This is a genomic window from Sorangium sp. So ce302, assembly GCF_051530145.1.
Classification (GTDB): domain Bacteria; phylum Myxococcota_A; class Polyangia; order Polyangiales; family Polyangiaceae; genus Sorangium; species Sorangium cellulosum_B.
The window spans coordinates 10,302,491-10,322,775 of sequence record NZ_CP150326.1; the positions used below are offsets into that span (position 1 = coordinate 10,302,491).

The following is a 20,285-nucleotide window of genomic DNA, read 5'->3' on the forward strand; positions in this document are numbered from 1 at the left end:
GCGCGGCAGTGCACGCGACCATGCACGTGATATCCATTCTCTTCACAGGCATACGAGCGGCTCCTTCACGAGGGGTACGTCGTCAGCAATGGCTGGCCGAGCGCCCCGCCTCCCGGCGCGCGGAGCTCCCGCCCCGTGCACACGAAGGGCGGCTCGCCGGGCACACAGCCGAGGCGCCATGGGCAGTTCCGCCCGCAGGCGACTCCTGTGCCAGGGGCGCGCCCGCTGTGCGCTCCGTTCCTGATCAGGCGCGGAGCGGGGCAATTTGCGCGGGAGATCGTGCCTCCTCGCTCGGATCGGCGAACGAGCACGCCTCGCGCCATCGCGGGTCACCGTGCCCACGGAGCTCACGAGCGCGCTCCGTCCAGCCGATGTGCGGGGCGGCGCGAGGCAAACTGCCACGATCCGTGGCATCATGGCCCGCGTCGCGCCGCGTGCGCGACCGGGGCGCGCGCGCGGCGCGAGCGCGCGCCCCACGGCGGTCCGTTCAGCCGCCCTGTTCGCCCCGCTCCGGCTCGACGCGGAAGAACGGCGCCTTGACGTCCTTCGCGTCGAAGAAGAACACCCGATCCCAGACGGGGACCCGCTCCCGCTCCGCCAGATCGACCACCTCGCCTCGGGACAGGCTGCCGACGAGCTTCGCGCTCGACTGGCCTCGCATCCTCCACCGGAACTCGTACGGGAGCAGGACGCTGGCGTCGCCGAACATGCCGCGGCGCTCGGCGAAGCTCCGCCGCGCAGCCTCGGAGAGCTCCCGGGCATGACGGAGGTTCGGGGCGACGATGTAGGTCGTCGCAAGGCCCTCCTCCAGCATCTGCCGGTTGATGAGCCGACCGCGCGACAGGACGTATCCGAGGACGCGGCCGTAGGCGTCGAACGGCTGTTCGTCCGTCTGGATCTCGACCTCGGCGCCGTCGGGGAGCAGCTCGGAGAGCCGCTCGGCGGCCAGCTCGGCCCAGTAACCTTGCGAGGCGCCGAGGAAGTGCGTCTCGGGCGTATCGATGGAGAGCATACGGACAGGATGGATCACGCCGTGCTCGTCGCGCACGCGGAGCGTGTCGCCGTCGACCGTCCTCACCACCTCGGCGAGGAACCTGTCGCCAGGCAGCTCCCGGCGCAGCCCCCGCCTACGGGAGACAAGAGACACGTAGTCGATGAACCTCCGGAACTCCGGAAGCAATCCTGCCATCGCCCCCTCCTATGATGGATAGCCCCACAGAAACCGCCGTTCGCACATCGCAGGGACTTTCGCCCTGCCCAGGCGGCCTGTTCCATGAAGATATAGAGAGGGCCCTGGCCCTATGAAAGCGCTCGCCGCGCCTGACCCGGGGAGCGCGAGGTGGCCTGAAGCGCCGGTCGGATGGGGAGGAAGAATTGAACGCAAAGGCGCAAAGGCGCAAAGGCGCAAAGACGCCAAAAGGCAAGAGGGAATATTTCCCCCTTCGCTCCCTTGGCATGCTGGCGTTCCAATCTTCTTCTGGCGGCTTCACGAGCTTTTCGTTCATCTCACCGGCGTCGCCGCGAGCCGGTCAGATAGCACCGCTCATCCCGCCGCCTTCCGGGCGTCGCCGGCGCCGATCTCCTCCAGCAGATCATCCTCGTCCTCCCCCGCGGACACCTTCTCCAGCGCCAGCCTCAGCTTCGGCTCGGCGCTCGCCTCGGCGGCGACGCGGATCCGTTTCTCCACCGCCTCGCCCCCGTGCGGGCGCGCCGCGAGCGCGGCGGCGACGCGCTGCTCCGGCGGCGCAGAACCGTCCTCGACGATGCGCAGCACCTCTTCGAGGTCGTTCCCCGCCGTCCGGTATCCGGTCCTGGCCACCAGCGACCCCAGCGCTTTCTTCCACTCGGCGAGCGGCCGGCCATTGCGCGCGATGACCTCCAGCAGCCGCGCCCGATCCTGCATCGCGACGGCGGCCTGAGCGGCCTGAATTCGCTCGATCAGCGCCGTGGCCTCGGCGGGGCTGGCCGCCGGGACGGTGATCGACTCGCCGTGCCGCAGGCCGATCTTCACGAAATGATAGGCGCCGCCAACTCCCCCGCGGGTGAGCGCGACCTGGACGATGGCCCTGTGCGGGAGGAACCGCCGCCGGAACGCGCTCTTGACCATCACGCCGTCGGTGCCGATATGCGCCCAGCTCGGCGTCACCTTGGACCAGAGCCAGGCCGCGACGCCCAGGAGCGGCGCGAGCCCGCCCATTGCCACCATCGGACCGAGGGGCGCGATGGACCACTTTGCGATGGCCGTGAACAGCAGGATCAGCAGCGCCAGCGCACCCGGGGCGAGGATCAGGACGAAGAAGGCCAGGAGACAGCCCGCGATCTTGCGACCGCTGGAGTCCTCGCGGTACGTGCGCATCCGCACCGCGCGCGCCTGCGCCCCCGCCCCGGCCCGCGACAAGAGGTCGATCGCCGCCTCCTCCGAGGCTTGCTCGACGGCGGCGACGCGCCCATCCGAGAACGACAGCACCGCGGCGTGGCCGTTCGGCGTCCGCTCCGTCCAGCCGCCGGCGAGGCGCGCGAGCGGCAGACTGCTCTCCTTCGCTCCCTCCGCGATCAGCAGCCGCTCGCCCTCGATCGTCACGCTGCCGTCGCGGAGGCGGCGCTCGCCCGGTCCGCGGTCCGCGCCGGCGAACGACAGGGCGCTGGCGAAGTAGCTGCCAAGGCCGATCAGCGCGGCGAAGAGCGAGGCCTTCTCCATCCCGAGCACGGCTAGCCCCCACGGAGCGGCGAACGTGCCGACGAGCGATGCGACGACCACGGACCCGAGGAGGCGCTTGTCGCGGCGGGCGTCCTGCACCTCGACCTTGCAGAGTCGCTCGGGCGAAGCCGCCCCGGGAGCGTCCTCGCTCATTGCTGCAGCCGCATCGCCAGGATGTGCTCCCCGTGGTCCGCGGTGATCATCGGTCGAGGTTAACCCGGGGTCATCCAGCCGCACCAGCGCCCGCAGCAATCGCCGGCAACATCGTCGTGGTCGCCTGGCAGCATGAGGGCCACGGCCCCGGGTTCCCCTGCTCCCAAGCCATCGTGGTGAAGAAGCACGGCCGAGCCGGCGCCCTGCGCTGGAGCAAGTTCTTCGAGGGCGCGGACATCACGGTGCTGGGCGGCGGCTCCGCGAGCGGCGTCGCGATCGAAAAAGACAAGAGATCAGAGAGCGAATCGCGGGCGCAGCATGCGCGGAGAGCGGGGGACGGCAGCGCGCAAGGGCTGCGCCGTCACGAGCGACCGTGGCACACCCGCCCACCGGGCGAGCGTCGCCACCGCGGCGTCCCTGTCGGCCGGGGCGAGGCCGCCGATGTGCGCGCCGTGGTTAGCGCCCGGCGCGAAATAGCGGTACGAGTCCACCGCCGCGCCGAGATCGAAGGCCCCGGCAGACCAGGGGTCGTTCTCGCCGTAGATGAACAGGAGCTCGCTGCCTTCGGTGGCGACCCAGCGCGCGACGTCCTCCATCGCGGCAGGCGAGAACTCCGGCTCGATGGGGATGGTCGGCAGGCGGTCGACCGACCCCCAGTCGAACGTGAGCAGGTCAGCGATATCAGCGGTGTCGGGCAGGGGGGCGCCGAGCTCTGTGTAGCATTGCCAGTAGTACGGCTCGAAGGCGAGATACGCAGCATCGGCGCCGGCGCTCACGGGAGAGATCAGGCCGAGGGCCAGCCACAGGTCGTCGTCGGACGCCGACACATCCGGGATCTGGCCGCAGGTGGCCTCGAGCGAGTAGAGCCAGAAGTAGGATGGGAGCCATATCACAGCGCTCTCGAGCTGCGCCTCCACGCCGAACAGGTCGTAGGTCAAGCCCAGCGCGTCCGCCTCCGTCTCCGCGCGCTCGAGCATGGCCGGGCGCCGGAGCAGCACCTCGCGCCGGAACGCGGCGATGCGCTCGCGGCAGTCGGCCTCGCCGACCTGGTTCAGGAAATCGATGTAGCGTGGATCCTCCACGCCGTGGCTGAGCGGAGCTACGTAGGCCACCGTGCCGTCGACGTCATCGGGGTAGAAACGACGATGGTAGACGGAGGTCATTCCCCCCTTGCTCGCCCCCGTGGAGATCCATCTCCCGGTGTAGATCGTGCGGAACGCTTCGACGACGCGGTGGTGATCGGCGGCCGCCGCTTCGATCGTCATCTTGGTCCAATCCGCCGGCTCCGGGCGTGACGGCGTGAAGAACCGGTGCTCGATGTAGATCTGGTTTGCGTTCAAGAGCGCAGTGGGCTCTTCGATGTACTGCTCGGGGAGAAACAGCGAGTAGCCGGTCGCGGCGAGCACGAGCGGCGCGCTCGAGTCGCGGTGGTGCAGCGCGAGCCGCTGCCGGAAGCGCTCGCCGCCCGGGGCATCGTGATCGACAGGCTGTTCGAGCTCGATGACGAAGAACCGATAGCCGGGGATCCTGGACGCCTCTTCCGTGACCTCGGCGACGTCGAGCGCGCGCAGCTGATCCAGGATATCCACCGCGGCGCCGCCGCCGCCGGCCGACCCGCCCACGCCGCCAGCGCCGCCGCCCGTCGCGCCGCCGCCACCTGTCGCGCCGCCGCTGCCGTCCGTTGCGCCGCCGCTGCCGCCACCGCCGTCGGTCGCGCCGCCCTCGCCGGTCGAGCCGCCGCCGGTCCCGGCGCTCGCGCTTGTGCTCGAGCTCGCGGAAGATGTCGTCGAGGCGCTCGCCTCTCCGCTGCCGTCGTCTCCGCAGGCGGCGACGGCCGCCAGTGCGAGCGATATCAAGAAGGCCGCGCTGCTGTTCTGAATCGTCCGGTCGGCCATCGTGGCGGCAGCGTGCCCGATCGGCGTTCGGAGCGGCGTGGCGCAGCAAGATTTCCACGTTGCGGGTGAGCCATCCCGGATCAGGCGCCCGGATCACCGTGGCAGATCGACGAGCTTGACCCCACTCCTGGGCGTTGGCGGGCGGCCCGGCGTGGCGTGGCGTGGCGTGTCGAGGCGAGCGCCGGTTATTCACAAGTCCAGGCGCCCGCGCGCACGATCATGCCCGTGGCGCAAGCCCATCGCTCCGCCGTGACGGCCTCGATGACGCAGGACGCCGCTCTCGCGTCGATGTCAGGATCCTGTGTCCCGACGGCGCAGCCCATTTCATCGAACTTGACCGCTAACCCAGCGCCGCACGGAAAGTTCGTGGCGATGACGCAATCCTCGCCGATCTCCAGCAGGTGCTCCGTCGCAACGTCTTCGGAGGTGTCTCCAGCTTCGCAGAACACCGGGCGCTCTGCGCAGGGCGTGAGGCCCTCGAGCGGGATGGGATCGAACTCTCCCTCCGAAGCGATGATCCCACCGAAGTCCGGGTCCCGGACGCCGCCCCGGCCTCCAGTGCCGCCCGAGACGTCCGGAACACCCGTGCCGCCGGCGCTGACGCCTGCCTCCGGGTCGCTCGCTTCACAGCCGAGACAGCTCACGACGGAAATTACAAGCAATCGATGTGTCCATTGCATGGTCAGAGCATAGAGAGCTTCCATGCGGAGCACAACGCGACCCGCCGCGCAGGGCCCCCCCGACCCAACCCAGGTTGTGGCGACCCGGAACCGCGGTTGTTCGAGGCGAGTCACGTCGCGGATTTCGACCCTGACCAGGCGGCCTGTTTCATGAAGATATAGAGAAGGCCCTGGCCCTCTGAAAGCGCTCGCCGCGCCTGACCTGCAGGACGCGAGGTGGCCTGAAGCGCCGGTCGGATGGAGAGAAATATTTGAACGCCAAGGCGCAGAGGCGCAAAGACACCAAAAGACAAGAGAGAATATTTTCCTCCTTCGCTCCCTTGGCGCGCTGGCGTTTCAGTCTTTTTCTGGCGCCTTCACGAGCCTTTTCTCTTCTCGTGGCGTCTTGGCGTTCAAATCTTCCTCTCCTCTTCTCTTGGCGTCTGGGCGGCTCGCAGCTCGTCCCCACGCCAGGCTGCAGCCGGGTGAACGCCGCTCGCCATCCCGCTCCGGCTTGGGGCTACGCTTCCTGCGCGCTTTCCCGTTACGATGACCAGCGCGATCGCTTCGGTAGGTCGCCTGGGGGCATGGGACGTCTGCATGCGGCCCCGCGCTGGGCTCCCGGGGGCGATGGCCGCCTCGCGCATGCCGAGCCCACGGTGCGAGTTGAGCCGACCCTGATCTCGGTCTTGCACTGGGGGCGGCCGTTCGACGGGGAGTTGTTCGCGACGTCGCGCTACGTCGAGTGGGCCTTGCTCATGAAACGCACCTTCGGGTTCGATGCTTTGCGATGCCCGAGATGCGAACGGAAGATGCGCGCGCTTTCCACGATCACGGACCCAAAGGCCGTGCGCCGCATCCTCGTTCATCTCAACCTCCCCTCACACCCGCGAACGGCAGCACCCGCACGCGACCCAACGTGGGAACCGATGGCGTTCGGGCTCGACGCCGCATAGCTGGGCACACCGCCCGAGCCCGTCATGGCGAGCGCTCGCCGCGGTCGTCGAGGCACAGCTGCGCCCGGAGCACGGCGCGCCGGCCCTGCGACGGGGCAAGCGGGTGTTCGGATGGGCGAACGACGGCTCGCCCGGCGCCGTCCCCGCGGGGCTTGACTCGGGCGAGAGTTCTACCGTTTCCTATCCGGCGCGGCGCGCGCGTCCGCCGGAAATCACGTGCTCCGGCGCCGAGAAGACGCCGCGCAGGCGCTCCGCCTCGTGGAAAGCCTGTGAAGTAATGTAAAACCTCTTGACGGACCGGGGCTCCGACCTTCTTAGAGGCCCAAGATCGGGCGAGCACGGCCGCGCGCCCGTTCCACCTGTCGTGAAAGGATCCTTGTCGATGAAAACCAGGTTACGCCCCTTGCCCTCTCGCCTGCTCGCGCTCTCTGCCCTTGTCCTTTCGTCCTGCGGAGTCGAGCCGCTCGAGGAGCAGCCATCCTTGGACATCGCCGAGGCTGCGTTGAACGGCGCCGTCGCGATCGCGGGGCACGTCGGCAACGACACCTCGAATGCAGGGATGAGCGGCGTCATCGTCCAGCTCAGCGGCGCTGCGAGCGCGCAGGCCGTCACCGACAGCCACGGCAACTTCCTCTTCACCGGCTTGCCCGCGGGCACGTACACGCTCACCCCGTCCAAGCCGGGCGCGACGATCACGCCGAGCTCGGTCAACCTCGGCAGCGTCACGGCCGATCGGATCCAGAGCTTCACCTGCGCCGGCGCCTGCGGCGCGGGCCCGGCCCTCGATCCTTACAAGGAGATCGCGATCGTCGATCCGTCGGTCACGCAGGACGCGCGCACCTCGAACGCGACGGGCGGGCCCTGGAGCTTCCGGTACCTGATCGAGCAGATGACCCCGAGCGGCGTCGATCCTGCGGATTTCGTGGCGGAGTGGCTGGAGGGCTTCCAGCCGCTGACGATCAACGGCTATCCCACGACGAACCGGGGGACGCTCTCGCTACTGAACCTCTGGCCGACGCGGCCGGACGGCAAGCTCGACGTCGCGCAGGCGCCGTTCCGGCTCCTCGGCATCTTCAACCGGACCGACCTGCACGCGAGCGGCAGCGGCGAGGCGCGCTTCGTGTTCGGCATCGTTCCGCCGAATCACTTCATCGGTGGAATGACGGTGATCTTCGAGTACCGCCTGCCGACCAACTCGATCGCGCCGGACCGGCACAGCTGGATTGCCCGCTTCCACGCGCTCGGGCAGCACGCCTTCGGCGCCCAGTACAACCAGGAGCTCCAGGAGATCACGGATCTCTTCACGCAGCGCGGCGCCGAGCGCAGCACGATGGGCAACCCCAACGCGAGCGCGCTCGCCCAGCTCCGCACGAGCGAAGACCTCATGGGCGCTCCCTGGTCGTGGCGGGAGTTCCACCTCGTCCCCGAGCCGACCGGCTACCAGGCCTTCCTTCGGCTCGTGGAGACCGCCCAGACGCCGGACCAGCAGCTCAACGGCGACGCCGGCCTCGATGCCTTCCTGCTCGCGAACCGCACCGGGATCATCGCCGGCGCGACGCCGCTCGACCCCTCGTTCCTCGGCGGCGAGGCGGAGGGCAACATCGTGCCTTCCGCCACGAAATGGGTCTTCCCCGGCGCGGACGAGCCGCTGCGCCACGCGTTCGCCGGGCAGACCTGCAACGGGTGCCATAACGCCGAGACCCAGCAGCTCGCCACCTTCTATCATGTGGCGCCGTTCGCGACCCCCGGCCCCGACGGCACCGGCGTCCTCTCGAATTTCGTCAAGGAGGTCGAGATCCCGCGGCGGGTGAGCTTCATGCAGAACCGGCTCAGCTGCAGCACCCTCGCGGGGGACTGCTCGCCAGGATCCGAGTCGGTCGCCCCCTGACCGTCCTCAGCGCGATCATCGCGAGCGGCCGCGCACCTCCCGGGCGACGCGAGCGGCGCCGGCGTCGTCGCCTGCGCTCGTCCGCCGGCCCGGAGCGCGGCGCCCGCGTCTACCATCCTCCTCGGATATGGATCTGCGACACCTTCACACCCTCGTCGTGCTCGTCGAGGAGCTCCATTTCGGCTGCGCGGCGCGCAGGCTCCACGTCGCGCAGCCCGCCGATCGTGCGCCTTTGCGATGCCCGAGATGCGAACGGAAGATGCGCGCGCTTTCCACCATCACGGACCCAAAGGCGGTGCGCCGCATCCTCGTTCATCTCAACCTCCCCTCACACCCGCGAACGGCAGCATCCGCACGCGACCCGACGTGGGAACCCGATCCACTCATAGGATTCTCGTCCGGCCTGTCTCAAACCTGTTGGCATTTTCCGTGCCAACGGCTGGAGGGACGTCGTTCACTTCTGCAGGGACGCGCCCCCGCACGCACCAGCAGGTGCTGCCGGATGTCGGCGCGATCAACCCCGGACCGGATCTCCCTGCGCTCGTGATCGTGGTCGAACGGGTGCGTCTCGCGCCACAAATCAGCGGTGATGTGCAGCTTGTGGCAGCAGCGCCTTGGACGGATGCGTACCACTTGGGGCTTGCTCCGCCACTATTCAGTGATACTATGTACTTGTAGTCAGTAACGTTAGGTAGTTCGAGGAGCTGTTCGTGGGCAAGCAAATGACGGAAATGCTTAAGGGAATCCTGGAGGGCATCGTCCTCGCGATCCTGTCCATGCGGCCCGCGTACGGCTACGAGATCACGGCGCGGCTGCGGGCTCAGGGCTTCTCCGACATCGCCGAGGGCACCGTCTACGCCCTGCTCGTCAGGATCGAGCAGCGCGGCCTCGTCGACGTGGAGAAGGTCCCGTCCGAGAAGGGGCCGCCGCGCAAGGTGTACTCGCTCAACGCTCAGGGGCGGGAATACCTCGAAGAGTTCTGGAGGACCTGGAGCTTCCTCGCTGAACGGCTCGAACAGCTCCATGAAGGAGGCAGATGACATGTTCATCTCAAAGTTCATCTCGAAGGTGATCGGCGAGAAGGGGCAATGGCGGCAGTACAAGGCGCGCGCGAGACAACTTCCCGCGAGCTATCGCACGGCGGTCGATGCGCTGGAGCGGTACCTGATGTACTTCGGGACGGGGGGCGACGGGACTGCGATTTACGCGGACCTCGTCGACCTGTTCGAACAGAGCGCGGCGAACCGGACTCCGATTCGCCAGATCGTCGGGGAAGACCCCGTGGAGTTCATCGAGACGTTCGTCCGGAACTACCCGAAGGGTAAGTGGATCATCCGGGAGCGGGAACGGCTGACCAACGCCATCGAGCGCGCCGCCGAAGAAGAAGCGAGGGGAGTCTGATGACGACACAGCACGCACTCCACGTGCAGGGCCTGAAGAAATCGTTCAACGACCTGGAGGTGCTGCGCGGCGTGGACTTCGACGTGGCGCGGGGCAGCATCTTCGCCCTGCTCGGCTCGAACGGGGCGGGCAAGACCACGGTCGTGAGAATCCTGTCCACGCTGCTGCGGGCCGACGCCGGGACTGCCAGCGTCAACGGCTTCGATGTCGCCACGCAGGCTGCGGATGTACCGGCCTGGTTGGAGCTTCCCACGAACTACGGGAACGTTCGCAACGAGCTCCACGCTGCCAGCGCACCAGAGCCGAGCGAGGAAGCCGTCAAGATCCGTGCTCGGACGGGCTATGGCGACATCACGATTCACCGCTCTCTCGAAATACGAGCAGCAGCGGACCTATGACGTCAGCCCGCGAAGCACAGTGCCGTAAGCGTTGCGGCGCTGCGCATGCGATTCGTTTCAGACCCTCTAGAAAAGGCGGTGCAGCATGTTGGACACGACAAACGGGACAGTAGTGCAGGGACACGTCGAGGACGGCTGGGGGAAGGTGGCCGATGCCTTCCGCGGGAACTTCGAAGGGAGCTCCGGCGAGGTCGGCGCGGCGTGCTGCGTCTACGTGGACGGCCGTCCCGTCGTCGACCTGTGGGGCGGCCTCGCCGATCGCGAGGCGAACCGTCCGTGGGACGAGGACACCATCGCGTTGGTCGCCTCCACGACCAAAGGCGCTACCGCGATCTGCGCCCATCTGCTGGCACAGCGCGGCGAGCTCGATCTGGACGCTCCGGTGGTCCAGTACTGGCCGGAGTTCGGCGCTGCCGGCAAGGAGCATATCCCGGTGCGCTGGCTGCTCTCACACCAGGCCGGTCTGCCGGTCGTCGATGGTCCGCTGACATTCGAGGACGCCTGCGCCTGGCATCCGGTCATCCGGGCACTCGAGGCGCAGAAGCCGCTGTGGCAGCCGGGCACGGAGCACGTCTACCACAGCATGACCTTCGGGTTCCTGGTCGGAGAGGTCGTGCGGCGGATCACCGGCAAGTCGCTCGGCACCTTCTTCGCCGACGAGGTCGCTGCCCCGCTCGGACTGAGCGCCTGGATCGGGCTGCCCGAGGAGCAAGAGGGACGGGTGGCGCGGATCGAGTACGCCGCTCCGTTCACGCTGGAGGAGATGACCGCCGGGATGATCGAGACCACCGGCCTCGATAGGGACACGGTCATCGCCTGGATGAACGCCGTGTGGGGCCCGGACTCCGTGCAAGCCCGCGCCGGCCAGCTCGGCGGCGCCTTCGATCCCGCCAGCGACTACATGAACACGCGTGCCTTCCGCGCTGCTGAGCTCCCCTTTGGGAACATGTTCACGAACGCTCGATCGCTGGCGCGGATGTATGCGGCCACGGTGAGCAAGGTCGACGGCGTGCAGCTACTGAATCCGGCGACGGTCGAGAAGATGACCGTCGTCCAGACCGACAAGACGAAGATGAACGGACTGCCGCCAGGACTGGACGTTCCAGCCGACCGCTCCTTCTACATGGCGCTCGGGTTCTGGCGGGCCTGCCCGCCGATGCCCTGGGCCGGGCCCGGGTCGTTCGGCCACCCCGGCTCCGGCGGATCGGTCGGCTTCGCCGACCCCGATGCCGGTGTCGGCTTCGGCTACGTCATGAACCTCTGGTCATTCCGGATCGGCGAACCGCGAGCGTCGAACCTGGCCGCGGCGGTCGCGGCCTGCCTCGGGTGACGGAGGCCTCACGTACAGAACTTCATGACGTTCTCGAGGAACTGGTACGCTCGACGAAGGAACGGTGCCGGCTGGGTTTTGAGGTGGCCCTGTAGAAAGGATGACCTCTTGGCTTGCCGATGTCGCACCGGGGGCGCGTCCGTCAAGCTGGTGTTTTTCCTCCTTCGCTCCGTTGGCGCGCTGTCGGTCAAATCTTCTTCTGGCGCCTTCACGAACTTTTTTTCTCTTCTCGTGGCGTCTTGGCGCCTTGGCGTTCCAATCTTCTTCTCCTCTCCTCTTCTCTTGGCGTCAGGGCGGCTCGAAGCTCGTCCCCACGCCAGGCGGCAGCCGGATGAGCGCCGCTCGCCGTCCCGCTCCGGCTTGGGGCTACGCTTCCTCCGCGCTTTCCCGTTACGATGACCAGCGCGATCGCATGGGTAGATCGCCGGGGGGGCATGAGACGTCTGCATGCGGCCCCGCGCTGGGCTCCCGGGGGCGTGGGCCACCGCGGCGAGGAGGTCTTGGATGTCGTCGCACGAACAGGTAGAGCCGGCCGATACGCCGGCAGAAGAGGGCGCAGCGAGGGCGGGGGCCGAGCTTGCGCGCCGCAGGCGCGGCCTGCGCTTCCGGCTCGCGCTCGGGGCGCTCGCGCTCGCCGCCAGCGTGACAGCGCTCGTCTTGACCCACGAGACGAAGCCCGAGAAGACCAGCGCCATCGGCGCGCGGCTCGAGCTGTCCTCGGGGGAGGTCACGCTCGCGGCGAACGCTCAGGGCGAAAGGAAGTCGACGGTGGTGTCCGGGATCCCGGTCCCGGTCGGGGCGAAGCTCGCGACCGGAAAGGGCGCGCGGGCGCTCGTCCGGCTCGCCGACGGCTCGGCGGTGTTCCTCCGGGCAGACTCGGAGATCGCGCTCCGCGCAGAGGGGCTCTCGATCGCCCAGGGCGAGGTCTGGCTCGACGCGCCGCCAGAAGGGCGCGGCGGGCTCTCGCACGCGCTCGGGGACGTCAACGTCTCGGCGGCCGACGCCGGCCTGTCGATGAGGCGCTCGGGCGACGCCGTGAGCGTGTACGTGGCGCGCGGGCTCGCCGTCGTCTCGGCCCCCGGCGGGCGCGTCGAGGTGCACGCAGGGGAGCAGGCGACGGTCGCCGGCGGCGCCGCGCCCAAGGTGGCGCCGCTCGCCTACTGGGAGGACTGGACCGGAGGCATGGGCGACCACCGGCCGCTCGCAGGCGAAGGCAGCGGATCCGGCCGGATCTACGGCGTCGACCTGCAGGGCGCCCCCGGGACGCAGGCGCGCACGCTCGAGATCAGCCGGCAAGCCGTGCGGGCCGTCCTGCGCGACGGCATCGCCGAGACCGAGGTGGACCAGACCTTCTCGAACCCGGGCGGACGCCAGGTCGAGGGCTGGTACTGGTTCACCGTGCCCGAGCGGGCGATCGTGAGCTCGTTCGCCGTGGAGACCAACGGCGTGCTCGTCGAGGGCGAGGTCATCGAGCGGAAGGAAGCGGCGCAGCGGTACCAGACCGCCGTGCAGACCGGCCACGAGCCGGCCCTGCTCGAGTGGGTCGACGGGCACAGCTACCGCGCCCGCATCTTCCCCGTGCCCGCCAGCGGCTCCCGGCGCGTCGTGCTGCGCTACGTGGAGATGCTCAGCGCGCCATCAGGTAAGCTTGCTTACGTTTATCCGATGCGCGCGAGCGAGCCCGTGCAGATCGGCGAGTTCTCCCTGTCCGTGGATCTCGGCCAGGCCGGCCAGGGGCTGCAGATCGCGACGCTCGCCGACGCGGTGATCGAGGACGGCGGGCGGCGGGTGAGCATGCGGCGGAGCGGCTACGAGCCGCGCGCGGATTTCCAGCTCGAGGCCTCCGTCAAGGTGAAGCCGTCGCCGCTGCGGGTGTCGCGCTTCGCCGCGGGCGAGGACCGCGCGGACTACGTGATGGCCAGGTACGTGCCCGACGTGGACTGGGCCGAGCTCGCGGAGCTGCCCGCCGACCTGGTCGTCGTGGTGGACACGTCGGCGTCGGCCGACGAGTCGGCGCGGCAGCAGAAGGCGGCGGCCGCCGAGGCGATCCTGCGGGCGATGTCGCCGTCGGACCACTTCGCGCTGATCGCGCTCGACTCGGCGCCGGCCGTCCTGCACCCGAAGGACGGGCTGGCCGAGGCGTCGGACAAGGAGATCTCCGCCGCGCTCACGCGGCTGGCCGAGCACGCGACGGGGGGCGCGACCGACCTCGGCGCGCTGTTCGAGTCGGCGCTCGGGCGGGTGCACGGCAAGGAGCAGCCGGCGGTCATCTACATCGGCGACGGGCTCGCGACGAGCGGCGAGGTGACGGGCGCGCGCCTCGCGGAGCGGCTCCGGCGCTCGCTCACGGGCTCGCGCGCGCGCTTCTTCACCGTCGGCGTCGGCGAGAACTCGAACCACGCGCTGCTCCGCGAGCTCGCGCGCGCCGGGGGAGGACAGGCGTTCCGGATCGACGAGGCCGAGGGCTCGACGTCCGAGGTGCTGCGCCTCGCCGGCGCGATCAAGACGCCGACCATCACCGATCTCGCGATCGACCTCGGCGCAGGGCTCGACGAGCCGATGCTCACCGCGAGCGGCAAGGTGTCGCGCGGCGAGGAGGTGGTGCTGCTCGCGCGCACGCACCACGCGCTGCCCACGAAGGCGATCGTGAAGGGGCGGCTCGCCGGGAAGGAGTACACCCGCGAGCACCCCATCGCGCTCGATCGGGGCGTCGGCGCGGCGCTGGTGCCGCGCTTCTGGGCGGCCGAGAAGATGCGGCGGCTGCTCGCGGACGGCGACGACATCGAGGCGCACCGGGGCAAGGTGGTCGAGCTCGGCCTCGACTACGGGCTGATCACGCCGTTCACGAGCACGCTGGCGCTCGAGAGCGAGCAGGCCTACGTGAACCAGGGGATCCGGCGGCGGCGCTCGCCGCTCCGGGGCGAGCGGCTGACGGCGCTCACGCCCCGGCGAGAGCGCGAGCTCGCGGCGCTGCTCGCGCCGCCCTCCGCGGCCGTCGCCGCCGGGTGCTCGAGGAGCGAGCCGAGCGCGGCCTACGAGGAGAGCTCGGCGAAAGAAGGCGGCTACGGCGCGAGGGCGCAGGCGGCGGCGCCAGCGCCGGCGATGGCGCCGGCGATCGCGGAGCAGGGCAACGAGCGGGGCCAGAGCCTCAAGGGAGATGTCGCCGCGCCCGGCGCCACGCTGGCGGCCCCGCCCCCTGCGCCCGAGGCGGCGCGCCCGGCCGAGGAGGCGGAGCAAGAGCCCCTGCGGCAGAAGCAGGAGGCCGCGGCGAACCAGCCGGCCGCCCCCCGCCCACCGGCTGCGCCCATGAGCGCACCGGCGGCCGACAAGCCGTCCGAGCTCGCCACGATCGGCTCGACCGGCTTCAAGCGCGCGACGGGCGGCGGCGGTGCGATCACGCCGTCCGACGCCATCCCGCGCCTGGAGAAGGCCCGCAAGACAGCGCCCGCGGCGGTGCGCCCCGCTTCCCGGACCTCCCCGCCGCCGAGGCGCCCGCAGGTCGCGATGGCGCCGTGCAGCGACGCCGCGCGGCGGCCGCTCGCCGAGCGCATCGTCGTCTGGTCGAAGCGCCTCGCCCGCGCCACGACGGCGGAGCAGCTCATCGCGCGCTACGAGGGCGCGCTCACGACCTGCGAGCTGCCGGACTGGCGATCGAGGGCCGCGCTCCTCTCGCTCCTCCAGGCGAGGGTGTCCACCGAGGGCGGCGCCGAGGCGCTGCTCGCCCGGTTCGCCGGCGAGCCCGAGGCGCAGCGGTTCATCGCGCACGCGCTCCTCAGGCGGAGCGTGGACCCCGCGATCTCCGCGGCGGTGCGGCGCACGCTCTTCGGGGGCGTCGATCCCAGGGCCAGCTGGGCGCTCCTCGACGAGCGGCTCGCGGCGCTCCCGGCGGTGGACGAGCGGCTCGCGCTGGTGCGGCAGGCGCTCACCGACCGGCCCGACGATCCGGAGGGGGAGATCCGGCGGGTGCGCCTGCTCGCGGAGGCGGGCCGGAAGGACGAGGCGCTCGCCTACGGGCGGCGGCTGCGCGACCGCGGCTTCATGAGCCCGGCGCTCACGCTCGATCTCGGCGACGTGCTCGCGTCGAGCGGCTTCGAGGCGGACGCGCTGCGCACGTACTCGGAGGTCGTCGAGTTCGATCCGACGAGCCCCGCGTCGCGCGCGATGCTCGGCGACGTCTACCTCCGGCACGGCTGGTACGCGGCGGCGTACCGCCAGTACACGACGCTCACGGACCTCGCGCCGGCCGAGCCCCAGGGCTGGCTGCGGCTCGCCGCGGCGGCCGCGGGCAGCGGGCGCGTCGACGAGGCGCTCCGCATCCAGCGCAAGGTCGCCGCCGCGGAGGGCACGCCGGGGCCCGACGATCCGCGCGCCTGGGCGCGGCTCCTGTCGGCGGCGCGCATCGGCCGGCTGCTCGCCGGGGGCGGCGGCGCGGCGCCGGCGGCCGGCGCCGAGGCCGAGAGCCTCGCCCGCAAGCTGAAGGAGCTCCAGCTCTTCAGCGGCCCCGGGGCGCTGCGCGTCGTGCTCTGGGAGGACTACGCCGCGGAGCTCGCCCTCGCGGCGCGGGACGGCCAGGTGGACGCGGCGCTCGGCGACGGCACCTTCGCGCCGGCGGTCGGGCTCGCGGCGGTGCAGCTGCCCGCCTCGGAGCTCGCGCGCCTCGAGTGGCGCGTCCGGTTCCGCAGCGATCCGCCGGGGAGGGACGTGCGCTTCGTGGTGACGACGATCGTGTGGGACGGGGCGTCGTTCCAGGTGACGAGCGCGGCGGGGTCGATCGGCGCGAAGGACCGGGAGGTCGCGCTGGCGAGCGGCGCGCTGCCATGATCGACGTCTCGCTGCTCGGCTGGCTCCTCGTCACGCTGACGTCGCCGCTGGCGCTCGTCCTGCTGCTCGCGGCGCTCGGCTCGGTGGCCTACCTCGGCGTGACGGCGCTCGAGGCCGCGCCCCGCCAGCGCGGCGCGCGCGCGGTCGGCACGGGCGCGGCGGCGTGCGCGCTCGCGGCCGGGATGGTCGGGCTGCGCGTGGGCGCGGGCGCGGGCGCGGCCGTCCCGACGGCCGCCGTGGGGATCGCCGCCGCGGCCGCGCTCGGGGCGACCGCGGCGTGCGCGTGGACCTTCGGCGCCCGCGCCGCGGCTGCGCTCGGGGCGGCGCGGGCCCGCCGGAGCGCCGCGGCGCTGCGGGCCGGCGACGAGCGGCGCCGGCTGCTCGCGGCGAGCCAGCGCGCGTACGCCGAGGGAGACGACCTCGCCGCCGAGACGGCGGCGGCCGACGACGCCGTCGCGCGGCTGCGCGCCGCGGTGGGCGCGCTGACCGGCGCGCGCGCCGCGCTCGAGGCGAAGCGCGCCGGCGCGCAGGACGCGCCGCCATCGGAGGAGCGACCGGAGGCGAGCGCGCTCGCCGAGGACCTCGCGCGCGCGTGCGACGAGGCCGCGCTGAAGCTGTCGATGGGCCAGCGGGTGCTCGCCGCCGCGGAGGCCGCGGCGCTGCGGATCGCGTGCAACGCGCCGCTCCGGCGGCTGCTGCGGCGGCGGCCGCGCGAGGCGACGCAGGCGCTCGCGACCCTGGGCGCGGGCGCGCTCGCGCCGGCGGCGGCGTCGATCGAGGCGTTCCTCGGCGAGGTGCGGGCGGCGCGCGCCGAGGTCGTGGAGATCGCGGAGCGGCGCGCGCCGGGCGCGCCCGGTGCGCCCGGCGAAGACGGCGCGACCGGCCCAGAGGGAGCGGAGGGCCCGGCGGCGCTCGCGTTGCGCGAGCTCGCCGCGATGGAGTCGGCCTACGGCGCGCTGCTCGAGCGGCTGCGCCTGGCGGAGCTCCACGCTTCGGCGCGCGCCTCTGTCGAGCAGGTCGAGAGCGCGGCGGGCGCGCTCTCCGCGACGGCGAGGGCGGCTGCGATCGACCCGGGGGCGATCGGCGCGCTCGTGACGGAGATAGCGCGCGCCGAGTCGGCCGTCGCCGCCGCCGCGCCGGAGGCCGGGGGCTCGCGCGCGCTCGCCGAGGCGCTCGCCGCGGGCTCGGTGGCGCTCGATCGGAGCGACGCGACGTCGCTGGCGGAGCTCATCGCAGCGCTGCGCGAGCTCCGCTGAGGCGATGAGCGACGGCCGCCCCTGAAAATCACACGCAAAACGATGCCTGGCCGTAACGGGTCACCTTGGCGCCCGGCGCCCTGGGAGCCTCCCCGAGCGAGGTGGGTTGAGCTAGGCTTCGCGTGTGGTTCAGGCCCTCCCTACCGGCTATCTCTTCGACCCTGCGGACCCGCGCGCGCCGACGAGCGAGCAGTGGGCGCGGATGACCCCGGCCGAGCGCGCGCGCGTCGTCGATATGCTCCCCGCCGAGGTCCCGCTGGAGCTCATGCCTCCCGAGGGAGACCCGCACCGCAAGGCGAAGCGCGACGCGCTCGACGCCCTGGACGGCTTCTTCCGCCGCACCGCCCGCAAGATCTATCTCTCTTCCGAGCTCGCCGTCTTCTACCCCGGCGAGCCGCGGTTCGCGCCCGACCTGCTCGCCGTGATCGACGTCGAGCCGCACGAGCGCATGCGGTGGGTGGTCGACCACGAGGGCAAGGGGCTCGATCTCGTGATCGAGGTCCACGTGGCCGGCAGCCGCACGAAGGATCACCAGCTCAACGTCGACCGCTACGCCCGGCTCGGCATCCACGAGTACTTCCTCTTCGACCGCGCCCGCCTGCGCCTGCACGCCTACAGGCTGCCCGCCGCCGAGGAGAGCGACCCGTCACGCCCGCGCGCCTACCAGCGCATCGTGCCTCAGGCTGGCCGGTTCGCCTCCGAGGTGCTCGGCCTCGATCTGCTGCTCGACGGCACGCGCCTCCGCTTCTTCGCGGGCAACGCCCTTCTCGAGGACGCCGATGAGAGGATCGCCCGCCTTGGCGGGATGCTCGATCAGGTCATCTCCCACCAGGAGGAAGCGCAGCGCGTCGCCGAGGAGCTGGCCGCAGAGCTCGACAGGGAGCGGCGCCTGCGCGAGGAGGAGCGGCGCCTGCGCGAGGAGGAGCAGCGCCTGCGCGAGGAGGAGCAGCGCCTGCGCGAGGAGACAGAGAAGCAGCTGGCGCAGGCGCGCGCGGAGATCGAGCGGCTCAAGTCCCGCTGAGCGCCTGGCCGGCGAGGAGGATGGCCGCCTGAGCCCTCCTCGCCAGCCACGCCGCTCCTTACCCCTTCAGCTTCGCCGCCAGGAACCGCCGCGCCTTCTCCCACGCGTCCGCCGCGGCCTTCGTGTTGTACCGCTCTCCCGACGGGTTCGCGAAGGCGTGGTCGGCGTCGTACCGGAGCACCTCATGCTCGATGCCCGCGTCGTGAAGCGCCTTGTCGAAGTCGTTGACGACCTCGGGCGGGATGCCCTTGTCCTGGTTGCCGAAGATGCCGAGCACGGGCGCCTTGATCGCCTTGAGCTGCGCGGGGTCGGTGACGAGCCGGCCGTAGTAGATCACGGCCGCGTCGAGCTCGGGCTCGTTCAGCGCGAGCTTGAGCGACCACGCGCCGCCGAAGCACCACCCCATCGAGGCCGTGCGCGGCGCGAGGACGCGCGCGTCCGTCGTGAGGAAGCGGTGCGCCGCGCGCACGACCTCGATCCCCTTCGCCTCGTCGACCGCCTTCATCGCCGCCATCGCGTCGTCCGGCGTGGTCGCGACCTTGCCGCCGTAGAGGTCCACGGCGAGCGCCGCATACCCGTCCTCCGCGAGGCGATCGGTCCAGTGCTTGATGTGCTCGTTCAGGCCCCACCACTCGTGGATGACGACGACGCCCGCGATCGGCGGCTTCGCGTCCCGCGGCAGGCTCAGGTACGCCTTCGTGCCAGCCACCTCGACCGTCTGTCCTCGCGCGGGCGGGGCCTTGTCCGCCCTGAGCTGGTGGAGGGCCTTGAAGTCCTCCTCCGAGAGCAGCCCGGTCGGGCCGACCTCACCGGGCGCGCCGGACGACGCCGGCGCCGGTGCGGCCGCGGGCGGCGGCTCGACGCGGGGCGCTGGAGACGAGGCAGAGCAGGCGGTCGCGACGAGCAGCGCCAGCGGCGCAGCCACGCGGAAGCGGCGTAGGTGGGACAGGAGCGTCATGGCGCGCACCCTACCAGCTCGGAGCGGTGCGCCGGAAGCTTCGCCGCGAGGCGTCGCGCCCGCCTACGTCGCGACGCGCAGGCCCAGCTGGCTCGACGCGAGCCCCCGCCGGACGGCGGACGTCAGCGTATCCGGGGCGAACGGCTTGGCGACGAACGCATGGGCGCCGAGCCGGAACGCCCGCTCCCGCTCGCGCGGCGAGGACATCGACGAGACGATGACGACCGCGACGTCGCGATGGTGCCGGCTCTGCCGGATGAAACGGATGAGCTCCAGGCCGTCGATGTCCGGCAGGTGGATGTCGATGATCACCGCGTCGTAGGCGCCCCCGTGCATCCGCCGGAGCGCCTCGAACCCGCTCGCCGTCTCGGCGACCTCGACCGCCGGCCCGAGCTCTGGCGCCCCCTCGAGCGCCGCTCGCATGTAGGTCCGCATCGCGGCGGAGTCGTCGATGAGGAGGATGCGGGTCATGCAGGGGGTCCGGCTCGAGCTCTCGAGGGGGCGCCTAGTACACCACAAACGGCAAAATCAGAAGCGTTTGTCGGCCTTCCGACAGGAGAGCGCGTCCCCGGCGGCGCCCCTGAGCCCTCCACGCCCGCCTGCGCGCCGGTCAGGTGCCCCGCGGCGGCCTCCGAGGACCGGCCTGGCCCCTCCTCGAGCCCGTGCCGTGATCACATCGGCGCGTTCCGGGAATTCGTCTGAGTCACACAGGAAACCTTGTGCGCTCCGCGCGCACTGCACTTCTTCGCCAGAGCTGCTTCGATGAGAGCCCTGGCTCTGCCACGATAGAGCTGGACGGGGCGAGAAAGAGACGATTTGCGGTACGTCGCTCCGCTACCGCGCACCTCGGC

Annotated in this window: 14 protein-coding genes and 1 pseudogene; 8 read left to right on the forward strand and 7 right to left on the reverse strand. The window is 71.1% G+C overall.

The features are described from left to right. Positions 1–487: 487 nt before the first annotated feature. The 4 genes from WME73_RS38990 to WME73_RS39005 form a co-directional block, all read right to left on the reverse strand. The gene (locus tag WME73_RS38990; protein ID WP_437741350.1) at positions 488–1,189 is read right to left on the reverse strand and encodes a thermonuclease family protein; all 702 of its coding nucleotides are present in this window, start codon (positions 1,187–1,189) and stop codon (positions 488–490) included. A 354-nt stretch (positions 1,190–1,543) separates the two neighbouring features. Next, complete coding sequence (locus WME73_RS38995; RefSeq protein ID WP_437912909.1) at positions 1,544–2,950, reverse strand: hypothetical protein; 1,407 nt, start codon at positions 2,948–2,950, stop codon at positions 1,544–1,546. Between the two features lie 194 nt (positions 2,951–3,144). Beyond that, positions 3,145–4,746, reverse strand: coding sequence for a S28 family serine protease (locus tag WME73_RS39000; protein ID WP_437741352.1), 1,602 nt, complete (start codon positions 4,744–4,746; stop codon positions 3,145–3,147). Between the two features lie 185 nt (positions 4,747–4,931). Further along, positions 4,932–5,426: a hypothetical protein gene (locus WME73_RS39005; protein WP_437912910.1), complete on the reverse strand. Its 495-nt coding sequence runs from the start codon at positions 5,424–5,426 to the stop codon at positions 4,932–4,934. Positions 5,427–6,743: 1,317 nt separating this feature from the next. Here WME73_RS39005 and WME73_RS39010 point away from each other — a divergent pair. Then, positions 6,744–8,249 carry a carboxypeptidase regulatory-like domain-containing protein gene (locus WME73_RS39010; protein ID WP_437912911.1) on the forward strand — a complete coding sequence of 502 codons (1,506 nt, stop codon included), beginning with the start codon at positions 6,744–6,746 and terminating at the stop codon, positions 8,247–8,249. A gap of 109 nt (positions 8,250–8,358) precedes the next feature. Here WME73_RS39010 and WME73_RS39015 read toward each other — a convergent pair whose 3' ends face one another. Then, entirely contained in the window at positions 8,359–8,565 is a 207-nt protein-coding gene (locus WME73_RS39015; RefSeq protein WP_437912912.1) for a hypothetical protein, read from the reverse strand. Positions 8,566–8,959: 394 nt separating this feature from the next. Between WME73_RS39015 and WME73_RS39020 the strand changes: the two genes are divergently transcribed. The 7 genes and pseudogenes from WME73_RS39020 (at position 8,960) to WME73_RS39050 (ending at position 18,476) form a co-directional block, all read left to right on the forward strand. Continuing rightward, positions 8,960–9,289, forward strand: a complete 330-nt coding sequence (locus WME73_RS39020) for a PadR family transcriptional regulator (RefSeq protein WP_437741355.1) — start codon at positions 8,960–8,962, stop codon at positions 9,287–9,289. Next, on the forward strand, positions 9,273–9,650 hold the full coding sequence (locus tag WME73_RS39025) for a DUF1048 domain-containing protein (RefSeq protein WP_437741356.1): 378 nt from the start codon (positions 9,273–9,275) through the stop codon (positions 9,648–9,650). Before WME73_RS39020 ends, WME73_RS39025 begins: the two co-directional genes overlap by 17 nt. Continuing rightward, positions 9,650–9,919 (forward strand): annotated as a pseudogene (locus tag WME73_RS39030) (ATP-binding cassette domain-containing protein); the annotation flags it as partial. The gene WME73_RS39025 and the pseudogene WME73_RS39030, both read left to right, overlap by 1 nt. A gap of 214 nt (positions 9,920–10,133) precedes the next feature. Then, positions 10,134–11,378, forward strand: coding sequence for a serine hydrolase domain-containing protein (locus WME73_RS39035; RefSeq protein ID WP_437741357.1), 1,245 nt, complete (start codon positions 10,134–10,136; stop codon positions 11,376–11,378). Positions 11,379–11,882: 504 nt separating this feature from the next. Further along, positions 11,883–16,199 (forward strand): VIT domain-containing protein, encoded by a 4,317-nt coding sequence (locus WME73_RS39040; RefSeq protein ID WP_437912913.1) that lies wholly within the window; start codon positions 11,883–11,885, stop codon positions 16,197–16,199. Further along, a complete protein-coding gene (locus WME73_RS39045) occupies positions 16,196–17,455 on the forward strand; it encodes a hypothetical protein (RefSeq protein ID WP_437741359.1) in 1,260 nt (419 codons plus the stop codon). Before WME73_RS39040 ends, WME73_RS39045 begins: the two co-directional genes overlap by 4 nt. A gap of 124 nt (positions 17,456–17,579) precedes the next feature. Continuing rightward, positions 17,580–18,476: a Uma2 family endonuclease gene (locus tag WME73_RS39050; RefSeq protein ID WP_437912914.1), complete on the forward strand. Its 897-nt coding sequence runs from the start codon at positions 17,580–17,582 to the stop codon at positions 18,474–18,476. A 58-nt stretch (positions 18,477–18,534) separates the two neighbouring features. Here WME73_RS39050 and WME73_RS39055 read toward each other — a convergent pair whose 3' ends face one another. Next, positions 18,535–19,434 carry a dienelactone hydrolase family protein gene (locus WME73_RS39055; protein WP_437912915.1) on the reverse strand — a complete coding sequence of 300 codons (900 nt, stop codon included), beginning with the start codon at positions 19,432–19,434 and terminating at the stop codon, positions 18,535–18,537. Between the two features lie 63 nt (positions 19,435–19,497). Beyond that, a complete protein-coding gene (locus WME73_RS39060) occupies positions 19,498–19,905 on the reverse strand; it encodes a response regulator (RefSeq protein WP_437912916.1) in 408 nt (135 codons plus the stop codon). Positions 19,906–20,285 lie beyond the last annotated feature (380 nt).

Excerpts from the sequence above, each read along its gene's own strand:
- WME73_RS39010 (WP_437912911.1), top strand. The coding sequence starts at position 6,744 with ATGAAAACCAGGTTACGCCCCTTGCCCTCTCGCCTGCTCGCGCTCTCT.
- WME73_RS39045 (WP_437741359.1), top strand. The coding sequence starts at position 16,196 with ATGATCGACGTCTCGCTGCTCGGCTGGCTCCTCGTCACGCTGACGTCG.
- WME73_RS39005 (WP_437912910.1), bottom strand. The coding sequence starts at position 5,426 with ATGCAATGGACACATCGATTGCTTGTAATTTCCGTCGTGAGCTGTCTC.
- WME73_RS39055 (WP_437912915.1), bottom strand. The coding sequence starts at position 19,434 with ATGACGCTCCTGTCCCACCTACGCCGCTTCCGCGTGGCTGCGCCGCTG.
- WME73_RS39035 (WP_437741357.1), top strand. The coding sequence starts at position 10,134 with ATGTTGGACACGACAAACGGGACAGTAGTGCAGGGACACGTCGAGGAC.
- WME73_RS38990 (WP_437741350.1), bottom strand. The coding sequence starts at position 1,189 with ATGGCAGGATTGCTTCCGGAGTTCCGGAGGTTCATCGACTACGTGTCT.
- WME73_RS39000 (WP_437741352.1), bottom strand. The coding sequence starts at position 4,746 with ATGGCCGACCGGACGATTCAGAACAGCAGCGCGGCCTTCTTGATATCG.
- WME73_RS39060 (WP_437912916.1), bottom strand. The coding sequence starts at position 19,905 with ATGACCCGCATCCTCCTCATCGACGACTCCGCCGCGATGCGGACCTAC.
- WME73_RS39025 (WP_437741356.1), top strand. The coding sequence starts at position 9,273 with ATGAAGGAGGCAGATGACATGTTCATCTCAAAGTTCATCTCGAAGGTG.
- WME73_RS39040 (WP_437912913.1), top strand. The coding sequence starts at position 11,883 with ATGTCGTCGCACGAACAGGTAGAGCCGGCCGATACGCCGGCAGAAGAG.
- WME73_RS39015 (WP_437912912.1), bottom strand. The coding sequence starts at position 8,565 with ATGAACGAGGATGCGGCGCACCGCCTTTGGGTCCGTGATGGTGGAAAG.